The sequence below is a fragment of the Phocaeicola dorei genome (genome assembly GCF_013009555.1).
Lineage (GTDB): Bacteria > Bacteroidota > Bacteroidia > Bacteroidales > Bacteroidaceae > Phocaeicola > Phocaeicola dorei.
In genome coordinates this window covers 4,915,220-4,927,800 of sequence record NZ_CP046176.1, presented here as the reverse complement: position 1 = coordinate 4,927,800, position 12,581 = coordinate 4,915,220, and the positions used below count along the sequence as shown (strand labels likewise).

At 41.3% G+C, this 12,581-nt stretch carries 7 protein-coding genes; all 7 read left to right on the top strand.

The genetic code is table 11. The annotated features are described in order from the left end of the window. Positions 1–29 precede the first annotated feature (29 nt). The 7 genes from rplL to fusA all read left to right on the top strand — a co-directional run bounded on the left by rplL (position 30) and on the right by fusA (position 12,574). Positions 30–404, top strand: coding sequence for a 50S ribosomal protein L7/L12 (gene rplL, locus GKD17_RS20200; RefSeq protein ID WP_005844832.1), 375 nt, complete (start codon positions 30–32; stop codon positions 402–404). Between the two features lie 102 nt (positions 405–506). Then, the gene (gene rpoB, locus GKD17_RS20195; protein ID WP_007838957.1) at positions 507–4,319 is read left to right on the top strand and encodes a DNA-directed RNA polymerase subunit beta; all 3,813 of its coding nucleotides are present in this window, start codon (positions 507–509) and stop codon (positions 4,317–4,319) included. 38 nt (positions 4,320–4,357) lie between these two features. Further along, positions 4,358–8,644, top strand: a complete 4,287-nt coding sequence (gene rpoC / locus GKD17_RS20190) for a DNA-directed RNA polymerase subunit beta' (protein WP_007838956.1) — start codon at positions 4,358–4,360, stop codon at positions 8,642–8,644. A gap of 209 nt (positions 8,645–8,853) precedes the next feature. After that, positions 8,854–9,195: a DUF3467 domain-containing protein gene (locus GKD17_RS20185; RefSeq protein ID WP_005844838.1), complete on the top strand. Its 342-nt coding sequence runs from the start codon at positions 8,854–8,856 to the stop codon at positions 9,193–9,195. A gap of 189 nt (positions 9,196–9,384) precedes the next feature. Continuing rightward, positions 9,385–9,798: a 30S ribosomal protein S12 gene (gene rpsL, locus GKD17_RS20180; protein WP_005844840.1), complete on the top strand. Its 414-nt coding sequence runs from the start codon at positions 9,385–9,387 to the stop codon at positions 9,796–9,798. 150 nt (positions 9,799–9,948) lie between these two features. Further along, positions 9,949–10,425, top strand: a complete 477-nt coding sequence (gene rpsG, locus GKD17_RS20175; protein WP_007838948.1) for a 30S ribosomal protein S7 — start codon at positions 9,949–9,951, stop codon at positions 10,423–10,425. A 31-nt stretch (positions 10,426–10,456) separates the two neighbouring features. Beyond that, positions 10,457–12,574: an elongation factor G gene (gene fusA / locus GKD17_RS20170; RefSeq protein ID WP_007838947.1), complete on the top strand. Its 2,118-nt coding sequence runs from the start codon at positions 10,457–10,459 to the stop codon at positions 12,572–12,574. The last annotated feature ends 7 nt before the right edge of the window (positions 12,575–12,581 follow it).

The following is a 12,581-nucleotide window of genomic DNA, read 5'->3' as shown; positions in this document are numbered from 1 at the left end:
TAGTAACAAACAATTAAAATCATACAAAAATGGCAGATTTGAAAGCTTTTGCAGAACAATTAGTTAACTTGACAGTAAAAGAAGTTAATGAACTTGCAACTATCCTTAAAGAAGAATACGGTATTGAACCTGCTGCTGCAGCTGTAGCTGTTGCTGCTGGTCCTGCTGCTGGTGCAGCTGCTGCTGAAGAAAAAACATCTTTTGATGTAGTTTTGAAGAGCGCTGGTGCTGCAAAATTGCAGGTTGTTAAAGCCGTTAAAGAAGCATGTGGTCTTGGCTTGAAAGAAGCTAAAGACATGGTAGACGGTGCTCCTAGCACAGTAAAAGAAGGCTTGGCTAAAGACGAAGCTGAATCACTGAAGAAAACTTTGGAAGAAGCTGGAGCTGAAGTTGAGCTTAAATAATATTAGCCTGAGTATCAGGTAATACGGTTAGGAATCCTCTGGTAGAGGATTCTTAACCTTTTTGTGTCTATATTATTATTAAGTTCTACAAAATATTAACAAATGTCTTCAAATACTGAAAATCAAAGAGTTAATTTTGCTTCCATTAAGAATCCGATGAAGTATCCGGATTTCTTGGAAGTGCAATTGAAGTCATTCCAAGACTTTTTACAGTTGGATACCCCGCCCGAAAAACGTAAGAATGACGGGCTGTACAAGGTATTTGCTGAAAACTTCCCTATCGCTGACACTCGTAATAACTTTGTCCTTGAATTCTTGGACTATTACATTGACCCGCCTCACTATTCAATAGACGAGTGTCTGGAGCGTGGCCTCACATACAGCGTGCCCTTGAAGGCGAAATTGAAGCTGTATTGTACTGATCCTGATCATGAAGATTTTGACACAGTCATTCAGGATGTTTATCTGGGTCCTATTCCGTATATGACTCCGAAAGGAACTTTTGTAATTAATGGTGCAGAACGTGTAGTCGTTTCTCAGTTGCATCGTTCTCCGGGGGTATTCTTTGGTCAGAGCGTACATGCTAACGGTACGAAATTGTATTCTGCCCGTATTATCCCGTTCAAAGGTTCATGGATCGAATTCGCAACAGACATCAATAATGTGATGTATGCGTATATCGACCGTAAAAAGAAATTGCCTGTTACTACTCTGCTGAGAGCTGTAGGCTTTGAAAATGATAAAGATATCCTCGAAATCTTTAACTTGGCTGAAGACGTTAAAGTTAACAAGACTAATTTGAAGAAAGTCGTAGGAAGAAAACTCGCTGCTCGTGTTTTGAAAACATGGACAGAAGATTTCGTAGATGAAGACACTGGTGAAGTAGTTTCTATTGAACGTAATGAGGTTATCATCGACCGTGAAACTGTAATTGAAGAGGAGCATATCGATGAAATTATTGATTCAGGCGTTCAGAATATCCTTGTTCACAAGGAAGAGGCGAATTCATCCGACTATTCTATTATATTTAATACTCTTCAGAAAGACCCGAGTAACTCTGAAAAAGAGGCTGTGCTTTATATCTACCGCCAGTTGCGTAATGCAGACCCGGCTGATGATGCCAGTGCCCGTGAGGTTATCAACAACCTGTTCTTCTCTGAAAAAAGATATGACCTTGGTGAAGTAGGCCGCTATAGAATCAACAAAAAGTTGGGTCTGACTACGGATATGGATGTGAAGGTATTGACAAAACAAGATATTATTGAAATCATCAAGTATCTGATTGAGTTGATTAATTCTAAAGCGGATGTTGATGATATTGACCACTTGAGCAACCGCCGTGTACGTACGGTAGGCGAGCAGTTGTCTAACCAGTTTGCGATTGGTTTGGCACGTATGTCTCGTACTATACGTGAACGTATGAACGTACGTGACAATGAAGTGTTTACACCGATTGATTTGATTAATGCAAAGACAATTTCTTCTGTTATCAATTCATTCTTTGGTACAAATGCTTTGTCTCAGTTCATGGATCAGACTAATCCGTTGGCTGAAATCACTCACAAGCGTCGTTTGTCAGCGTTAGGTCCTGGTGGTTTGTCACGTGAGCGTGCCGGTTTCGAGGTTCGTGACGTACACTATACTCACTATGGTCGTTTATGTCCGATCGAAACTCCTGAAGGTCCGAATATCGGTTTGATTTCTTCTTTGTGTGTGTATGCTAAGATTAATGAGCTTGGCTTTATTTCAACTCCTTATCGTAAAGTAGCTGATGGTAAGGTGGATATATCTGATGAAGGTATTGAATATCTGACAGCCGAAGAAGAAGAGGATAAGATTATCGCTCAGGGTAATGCCCCGTTGGATGATGAAGGTAAATTTGTTCGTGAGAAAGTAAAAGCCCGCCGTGATGCTGATTATCCGGTTGTTACTCCTGACCAAGTAGAGTTAATGGATGTTTCTCCACAGCAGATCGCTTCTATTGCTGCTTCTTTGATTCCGTTCTTGGAACATGACGATGCTAACCGTGCATTGATGGGATCGAATATGATGCGCCAGGCAGTTCCTTTGTTGCGTACAGAAGCTCCTATCGTAGGCACAGGTATTGAAAAACAATTGGTTGAAGACTCTCGTACTCAGATTGCTGCAGAAGGTGATGGTGTTGTAGAATATGTAGATGCAACGACTATCCGTATCCTGTACGATAGAAATGAAGATGAGGAATTCGTAAGCTTCGAACCTGCTTTGAAAGAATATAGAATTCCTAAATTCCGTAAAACCAACCAAAGCATGACTATTGACCTTCGTCCTACTTGTGATAAGGGCCAACGTGTGAAGAAGGGTGATATCCTGACTGAAGGATATTCAACTCAGGGTGGTGAGCTTGCATTGGGTAAAAACCTGTTGGTGGCTTATATGCCTTGGAAAGGTTATAATTACGAGGATGCTATTGTATTGAATGAACGCGTTGTACGTGAGGACTTGCTGACTTCTGTACACGTTGATGAATATATTTTGGAGGTCCGCGAAACGAAACGCGGTATGGAAGAATTAACTTCTGATATTCCTAATGTGAGTGAAGAAGCTACCAAAGATTTGGATGAAAACGGTATTGTACGTGTAGGTGCACGTATCGAACCGGGTGATATCTTGATTGGTAAGATTACTCCGAAAGGTGAATCAGATCCTTCTCCGGAAGAAAAATTGCTTCGTGCTATTTTCGGTGATAAGGCAGGTGATGTGAAGGATGCTTCATTGAAAGCTTCTCCGTCATTACGTGGTGTCGTTATTGACAAGAAGTTGTTCTCACGTGTTATCAAGAGTAGAAGTGAGAAGAATGCCGATAAGGCTATTCTGCCTAAACTGAATGATGAATTCGAAGAAAAGGCAGCAAAACTGAAAGATATTTTGATTGAGAAACTATTGGTTTTGACTAATGGTAAGGTTTCCCAAGGAGTGAAAGATTATTTGGGAACGGAAGTTATTGCCAAGGGGGCGAAGTTCACCAAACGCGATTTGGAATCATTGGATTATACTATTATCCAGTTGAGCAAGTGGACAGCTGATGCTCATAAGAATGATATGATTCGCGACTTGGTGATGAATTATTTGAAGAAATATAAAGAATTGGATGCTGAATTAAAGCGTAAGAAGTTTGCTATCACTATCGGTGATGAACTTCCTGCGGGCATTATTCAGATGGCTAAGGTTTATATTGCCAAGAAGCGTAAGATTGGTGTAGGTGATAAGATGGCGGGACGTCACGGTAACAAGGGTATTGTTTCTCGTGTGGTTCGTCAGGAAGATATGCCGTTCTTAGCAGATGGTACTCCAGTAGATATCGTATTGAATCCGTTGGGTGTGCCTTCTCGTATGAATATTGGTCAGATTTTCGAAGCCGTATTAGGTCGTGCCGGAAAAGAGTTGGGTGTGAAATTTGCTACTCCTATTTTTGATGGTGCTTCTATGGATGATTTAAATGAATGGACAGATAAAGCTGGATTGCCTCGTTATTGTAAGACTTATCTTTGTGATGGTGGTACAGGTGAACGCTTTGACCAACCTGCAACAGTGGGTGTAACTTATATGTTGAAACTAGGGCACATGGTTGAAGATAAGATGCATGCCCGTTCTATCGGTCCGTACTCCCTTATTACTCAGCAGCCGCTTGGTGGTAAGGCACAGTTCGGTGGTCAGCGTTTCGGAGAAATGGAAGTTTGGGCGCTTGAAGCATTCGGCGCAGCACATATCTTACAGGAAATTCTGACCATTAAGTCTGATGACGTTGTAGGACGCTCAAAGGCTTACGAAGCTATTGTGAAAGGTGAACCTATGCCAACTCCGGGTATCCCCGAATCTCTGAATGTATTGTTACACGAACTGAGAGGTCTTGGCTTGAGTATCAACCTTGAATAATAAAAAAATATAACTCTTTACATTATAAATAAGGAAGTATGGCTTTTAGAAAAGAAACTAAGATAAAGAGTAATTTCTCGAAAATCTCAATTGGCTTGGCTTCACCCGAAGAAATCCTTGAGAATTCGAGCGGTGAGGTGTTGAAGCCTGAAACGATCAACTACCGTACTTACAAACCGGAACGTGATGGTTTGTTCTGCGAGCGTATTTTCGGTCCGGTGAAAGATTACGAATGTCATTGCGGTAAGTACAAACGTATCCGTTATAAAGGTATTGTTTGTGACCGATGTGGCGTTGAAGTGACTGAAAAGAAGGTCCGTCGTGAACGTATGGGACATATTCAGTTAGTTGTGCCTGTAGCGCATATTTGGTATTTTCGTTCATTGCCGAACAAGATCGGTTATTTGTTGGGGCTGCCTACAAAGAAACTAGACGCTATTGTATATTATGAACGTTATGTGGTTATTCAGCCGGGTGTGAAGGCTGAAGATGGCATTAATAAATATGATTTGCTTTCTGAAGAAGAGTATTTGGATATCTTGGATACACTTCCTAAAGAAAACCAATATTTGGAAGATACAGATCCGAATAAGTTTATTGCTAAGATGGGGGCAGAAGCTATTTATGATCTGCTCTCAACTTTGGATTTGGATGCTTTATCTTATGAATTACGTCATAAAGCAAGTAATGATTCTTCGCAGCAACGTAAGAATGAGGCTTTGAAGCGTCTGCAGGTAGTTGAATCGTTCCGTGCATCTCGCGGACGTAATAAACCTGAATGGATGATTGTACGTATTGTGCCGGTTATTCCTCCTGAACTGCGTCCATTGGTTCCGTTGGATGGTGGCCGTTTTGCTACCTCTGACTTGAATGACTTGTATCGCCGTGTGATTATCCGTAACAACCGTTTGAAGAGACTGATTGAAATCAAGGCTCCCGAAGTGATTTTGCGTAACGAAAAACGTATGTTGCAGGAGGCTGTCGATTCCTTGTTCGATAACTCACGTAAATCAAGTGCAGTGAAGACTGACGCTAATCGTCCATTGAAATCACTGTCCGATAGCTTGAAGGGTAAGCAAGGACGTTTCCGTCAGAACTTGCTGGGTAAGCGTGTTGACTACTCTGCTCGTTCGGTAATCGTTGTTGGTCCTGAATTGAAGATGGGTGAATGTGGTATTCCTAAACTGATGGCTGCAGAGCTTTACAAGCCGTTTATCATCCGTAAGTTGATTGAACGTGGTATTGTGAAGACTGTAAAATCTGCAAAGAAGATTGTAGACCGCAAGGAGCCTGTGATCTGGGATATCTTGGAACATGTCATGAAAGGTCATCCTGTATTGCTGAACCGTGCGCCGACTCTGCACCGTTTGGGTATTCAGGCTTTCCAACCGCATATGATTGAAGGTAAAGCTATTCAGTTGCACCCATTGGCTTGTACAGCGTTCAATGCCGACTTCGATGGTGACCAGATGGCGGTTCACTTGCCTTTGAGTAATGATGCGATTCTGGAAGCACAGATGTTGATGCTTCAGGCTCATAACATTCTGAACCCTGCTAATGGTGCTCCTATTACTGTGCCTGCACAGGATATGGTACTTGGTTTGTATTATATTACCAAGTTGAGAAAAGGGGCTAAAGGTGAAGGCTTGACTTTCTACGGTCCGGAAGAGGCTTTGATTGCTTATAATGAAGGTAAAGTGGATATTCATGCTATCGTCAACGTAGTGGTGAAGGACTTGGACAAAGATGGCAAAATCGTAGATGTGATGATGAAAGAAACCTCCGTAGGGCGTGTGATTGTAAATGAAATCGTTCCGGCGGAAGTGGGGTACTTGAATACCATTATTTCCAAAAAGTCTTTGCGAGATATCATTAGTGATGTTATCAAAGCTGTCGGTGTTGCACGTGCTTGTGAATTCTTGGATGGTATTAAGAACTTAGGTTACTATATGGCGTTCAAGGGTGGTCTGTCATTTAACTTGGGTGATATTATTATCCCGAAAGAAAAAGAAGAACTGGTAAAACGTGGTAATGAGGAAGTGGAACAGATTATGATGAACTATAACATGGGTTTCATTACTGACAATGAACGTTATAACCAGGTTATCGATACATGGACTCACGTGAACAGTGACCTGTCTGATATACTTTACAAGACGATTAAGAATGATGACCAAGGCTTCAATTCAGTATTTATGATGCTTGACTCCGGGGCCCGTGGTTCTAAAGAGCAGATTCGTCAGTTGTCTGGTATGCGTGGTTTGATGGCGAAACCGCAGAAAGCCGGTGCTGAAGGCGCACAGATTATTGAAAACCCTATTCTTTCAAACTTTAAAGAAGGTTTGTCTGTGTTAGAGTATTTTATTTCTACCCACGGTGCTCGTAAAGGTTTGGCGGATACTGCGTTGAAGACTGCTGATGCGGGATACTTGACCCGTCGTCTGGTAGACGTGTCGCATGATGTGATTATTAATGAAGAAGACTGTGGAACACTTCGTGGTTTGGTTTGTACGGCCTTGAAGAATAACGATGAAGTTATTGCTACTTTGTACGAACGTATTCTAGGACGTGTTTCTGTACATGATATCGTCCATCCTACTACTGGTAAACTGATTGTAGCCGGTGGAGAGGAGATTACAGAGGATATTGCGCAGGAAATCGAGGATTCTCCGATTGAAAGCGTTGAAATCCGTTCGGTATTAACTTGTGAATCTAAGAAAGGGGTATGCGCTAAGTGTTATGGACGTAACTTGGCATCCAGTCGTATGGTTCAGAAAGGTGAAGCAGTCGGTGTAATCGCTGCTCAATCTATTGGTGAGCCGGGTACACAGTTGACATTGCGTACATTCCACGCCGGTGGTATCGCAGGTAATATGGCTGCTAATGCAAGCATTGTCGCCAAGAATAATGCACGTTTGGAATTCGAAGAATTACGTACGGTAGATACGGTTGATGAAATGGGTGAGGCTGTGAAAGTGGTAGTCGGTCGTTTGGCTGAAGTCCGCTTTATCGATGTGAATACAGGAATTATCCTGTCAACTCATAACGTGCCTTATGGTTCAAAATTATATGCTGCGGACGGTGATATTGTTGAGAAAGGAAAACTGATTGCTAAGTGGGATCCGTTCAACGCTGTTATCATCACAGAGGCTACTGGTAAGATTGAATTCGAGAGTGTGGTTGAAAACGTAACTTATAAGGTAGAGTCTGATGAAGCTACCGGTCTGCGTGAAATTATCATTATCGAGTCTAAGGATAAGACAAAAGTACCTTCTGCCCATATTGTAACCGAGGATGGTAATTTGATCCGTACTTATAACTTACCCGTGGGGGGGCATGTTGTGGTTGAAAACGGTCAGGCAGTGAAAGCTGGTGACATTATTGTGAAGATTCCTCGTGCTGTAGGCAAGGCTGGTGATATCACCGGTGGTCTTCCTCGTGTTACAGAGCTGTTTGAGGCTCGTAATCCATCTAATCCTGCTGTCGTTTCTGAAATAGACGGTGAAATTACTATGGGTAAGATTAAGCGTGGTAACCGTGAAATTATTGTCACATCTAAGACAGGTGAAGTGAAAAAGTATTTGGTGAATCTGTCTAAACAAATATTGGTTCAGGAGAATGACTACGTTCGTGCCGGAACTCCGCTGTCTGACGGTGCGATTACTCCTGCTGACATTTTGGCCATTAAAGGTCCCACGGCTGTACAGGAATACATCGTAAATGAAGTGCAAGACGTTTACCGTTTGCAGGGTGTGAAGATTAACGACAAACACTTTGAGATTATTGTTCGTCAAATGATGCGTAAGGTAGAAATCGATGAGCCGGGCGATACTCGCTTCTTGGAACAGCAGGTAGTGGATAAGCAAGAGTTTATGGAAGAAAACGATCGTATTTGGGGCAAGAAAGTAGTTGTTGACGCTGGTGATTCTCAGAATTTGCAGCCGGGTCAGATTGTTACTGCTCGTAAGTTGCGTGATGAGAACAGTATGTTGAAACGTCGTGACTTGAAGCCTGTTGAGGTACGTGATGCTATTCCTGCTACATCTACCCAGATTTTGCAAGGTATCACCCGTGCCGCTTTGGGAACTTCGAGTTTCATGTCTGCTGCATCATTCCAGGAAACAACGAAAGTTTTGAATGAAGCTGCTATTAATGGTAAGGTTGATAGATTGGAAGGTATGAAGGAAAATGTGATTTGTGGTCACTTGATTCCTGCTGGTACTGGTCAGCGTGAATTCGAAAAGATTATTGTTGGTTCGAAGGAAGAATATGACCGTATTCTTGCCAATCGTAAGAATGTACTCGATTATAGTGAGGTAGAGTAATTTTAATATATACACTGTAAAAGAGGCTGATTTCTGTCTAAGAAATCAGCTTCTTTAGGTTTATTATAGTAGATGCTATAGGAAAATTATATAGAATAATAAGTATGTTGTATTATTACAAATAAATGTCTATATTTGTACTCCAACCAAAGAATAGGAGTTGGGGATATTGAGATTCAGAATATTTTTTAATGCTAAAGTATAAAATCATGGAAAACGAAAAAAATAATAATCAGTTGCAGATAGAGTTGAAAGAAGAAGTAGCTCAAGGAACGTATGCAAATCTTGCCATTATCACCCATTCCAGTTCGGAATTTATTGTTGATTTTGTGCGTGTAATGCCGGGATTGCCCAAAGCTGGAGTGCAGTCACGTATTGTACTGACCCCTGAACATGCAAAACGTTTGATGTATGCATTACAGGAGAATGTTGCAAAATACGAACGTAATTTTGGACCTATTCGAATGCCGGAAGAAATGAATGGGGGAAATAATGGACCGGATGGAAAAACATTCATTCCTCCTATAAGCGGATTTAAAGGGGAGGCATAAGGGCTTTTGTAGCAAAAATAACATAGTAGTCTGTTTTTCAAAAACTTTTTTTGAGAAACAGACTATTTTTATTAGTAGAAAGTATTGTTTATTAAAATGTTATTCGTAACTTTGCAGCCCAAAATGTATAGTTTTGGACTTAGTATAGCAAATTAATAAACAATATATAATAATTAAAAATCAAACAAAATGCCTACTATTCAACAATTAGTAAGAAAAGGAAGAGAGGTTTTGGTTGAGAAGAGTAAATCTCCGGCACTGGATTCATGTCCTCAAAGACGTGGCGTTTGTGTTCGTGTGTATACTACTACTCCGAAAAAGCCGAATTCAGCAATGCGTAAAGTTGCTCGTGTGCGTCTGACTAACTCTAAGGAAGTAAACTCTTATATTCCGGGAGAAGGTCATAACTTGCAGGAACACTCAATCGTGTTGGTGCGTGGTGGTCGTGTGAAAGACCTTCCGGGTGTACGTTATCACATCGTTCGTGGTACTTTGGATACAGCTGGCGTAGCTGGTCGTACACAAAGACGTTCTAAATATGGTGCTAAGCGTCCTAAAGCAGGACAAGCTGCAGCTCCTGCAAAAGGAAAAGGAAAGAAGTAAACCGTAACTGAATTCCTGAAACAAAGAATATTTAATTTAAGTTTTGGTTTGTTGGAATAAGCTATAAAGGTTGAGTAAATGTTTCAGAGGAAGCGTTGAAGTAAACGGAAAAAGTGCAGCCCCAAACAAAAACATTATTTTGAGAAAAAAATGAGAAAAGCAAAACCAAAAAAACGTGTGATCCTTCCGGATCCAGTATTTAATGATCAGAAGGTTTCTAAATTCGTAAATCACTTGATGTATGATGGGAAAAAGAATACATCTTATGAGATCTTCTATGCAGCACTGGAAACAGTGAAAACAAAACTTCCTAATGAAGAAAAATCATCTTTGGAAATTTGGAAGAAAGCCTTGGATAATGTAACTCCTCAGATTGAAGTAAAGTCTCGTCGTGTAGGTGGCGCTACTTTCCAGGTTCCTACTGAAATTCGTCCTGATCGTAAAGAGTCAATCTCAATGAAAAATTTGATTCTTTTCGCTCGTAAACGTGGTGGTAAATCAATGGCAGATAAACTGGCGGCTGAGATTATTGACGCTTTTAACGAACAGGGTGGCGCTTACAAGCGTAAAGAAGATATGCACCGTATGGCTGAAGCTAATCGTGCATTCGCTCACTTTAGATTCTAATCAAGTAATAATTAATAAGTAAAGGACGAAAATGGCTAAACATGATTTGCATTTGACCCGCAATATCGGTATCATGGCTCACATCGATGCCGGTAAGACAACGACTTCAGAACGTATTTTGTTCTACACTGGCTTGACTCACAAAATTGGTGAGGTGCATGATGGTGCAGCAACAATGGACTGGATGGAGCAGGAGCAGGAACGTGGTATTACTATTACATCTGCTGCTACTACTACTCGTTGGAAATATGCGGGAAATACTTATAAAATAAACTTGATTGATACTCCGGGGCACGTTGATTTTACTGCTGAAGTAGAACGTTCTTTACGTGTCTTGGATGGAGCTGTTGCAGCTTATTGTGCGGTAGGTGGTGTTGAACCTCAGTCAGAAACCGTATGGCGTCAGGCTGATAAATATAATGTTCCTCGTATCGGTTACGTTAATAAAATGGACCGTTCTGGTGCTGACTTTTTCGAAGTCGTTCGCCAAATGAAGGATGTATTAGGTGCAAATGCTTGCCCTGTGGTAATTCCTATTGGTGCTGAAGAGAGTTTCAAGGGGGTTGTTGATTTGATCAAAATGAAGGCTATTTTGTGGCACGATGAAACGATGGGTGCAGATTATAGCGTAGAAGAAATTCCGGCGAACTTGGTTGATGAAGCTAATGAATGGAGAGAAAAAATGCTCGAAAAAGTAGCTGAGTTTGACGATGCTTTAATGGAGAAATTCTTTGACGATCCTTCTACAATCACTGAAGAAGAAATCTTGCGTGCTTTGCGTGCAGGTACATTGAAGATGGATATCGTTCCGATGTTCTGTGGCTCTTCATTCAAGAATAAGGGAGTTCAGACATTGCTTGACTATGTTTGTGCATTCTTGCCTTCTCCGTTGGATACGCCTGCTATCGTAGGTACTAACCCGAGCACAGGAGCAGAGGAAGATCGTAAACCTAGTGAGGATGAAAAAACGTCAGCTTTGGCATTTAAGATTGCAACTGACCCCTATGTCGGACGTTTGACTTTCTTCCGCGTTTACTCTGGTAAGATAGAGGCTGGTTCATATATCTATAACACTCGTTCAGGTAAAAAAGAACGTGTGTCACGTTTGTTCCAAATGCACTCAAACAAACAGAATCCTGTAGAGGTGATTGGAGCTGGTGATATTGGTGCCGGTGTTGGTTTCAAGGATATCCGTACAGGTGATACGTTGTGTGATGAAGATGCACCGATTGTGTTGGAATCAATGGAATTCCCTGATCCTGTAATTGGTATTGCGGTTGAACCTAAGACTCAGAAAGATTTGGACAAGTTGTCTAACGGCTTGGCTAAATTAGCTGAAGAAGACCCGACATTTACTGTTAAGACTGACGAACAGTCTGGACAGACTATTATTTCCGGTATGGGTGAGCTTCATTTGGATATTATTATCGATCGTCTGAAACGTGAGTTTAAAGTAGAATGTAACCAAGGTAAACCTCAGGTTAATTATAAGGAAGCTATCACTAAGACTGTTGAATTGCGTGAAGTTTATAAGAAACAGTCTGGTGGTCGTGGTAAGTTTGCCGATATCATTGTGACAATCGGTCCGGTTGACGAAGACTTTACACAAGGCGGTTTGCAGTTTATTGATGAAGTGAAGGGAGGTAATGTTCCTAAGGAATTTATCCCATCAGTTCAGAAAGGTTTCCAGACTGCAATGAAGAATGGTGTATTGGCTGGCTATCCGCTTGATTCACTGAAAGTAGTTTTGAAGGATGGTTCATTCCATCCGGTTGACTCTGACCAGTTGTCATTCGAAATCTGTGCTATTCAAGCCTACAAAAATGCATGTGCTAAAGCAGGTCCTGTATTGACTGAGCCTATTATGAAACTGGAGGTCGTAACTCCTGAAGAAAACATGGGTGATGTTATTGGTGACTTGAATAAGCGTCGTGGGCAAGTCGAAGGTATGGAATCAAGCCGTTCTGGAGCTCGTATTGTAAAAGCTAAAGTGCCTTTGGCAGAAATGTTTGGTTATGTAACAGCTTTGCGTACTATTACTTCAGGTCGTGCAACATCATCTATGACTTACGATCATCATGCTCAAGTTTCCAGCTCTATTGCTAAAGCTGTACTTGAAGAAGTGAAAGGTCGCGTAGACTTAGTATAATAAAAAA

Coding starts and splice junctions, on each gene's coding strand:
- rplL (WP_005844832.1), top strand. CDS start 30: ATGGCAGATTTGAAAGCTTTTGCAGAACAATTAGTTAACTTGACAGTA.
- rpoB (WP_007838957.1), top strand. CDS start 507: ATGTCTTCAAATACTGAAAATCAAAGAGTTAATTTTGCTTCCATTAAG.
- rpoC (WP_007838956.1), top strand. CDS start 4,358: ATGGCTTTTAGAAAAGAAACTAAGATAAAGAGTAATTTCTCGAAAATC.
- GKD17_RS20185 (WP_005844838.1), top strand. CDS start 8,854: ATGGAAAACGAAAAAAATAATAATCAGTTGCAGATAGAGTTGAAAGAA.
- rpsL (WP_005844840.1), top strand. CDS start 9,385: ATGCCTACTATTCAACAATTAGTAAGAAAAGGAAGAGAGGTTTTGGTT.
- rpsG (WP_007838948.1), top strand. CDS start 9,949: ATGAGAAAAGCAAAACCAAAAAAACGTGTGATCCTTCCGGATCCAGTA.
- fusA (WP_007838947.1), top strand. CDS start 10,457: ATGGCTAAACATGATTTGCATTTGACCCGCAATATCGGTATCATGGCT.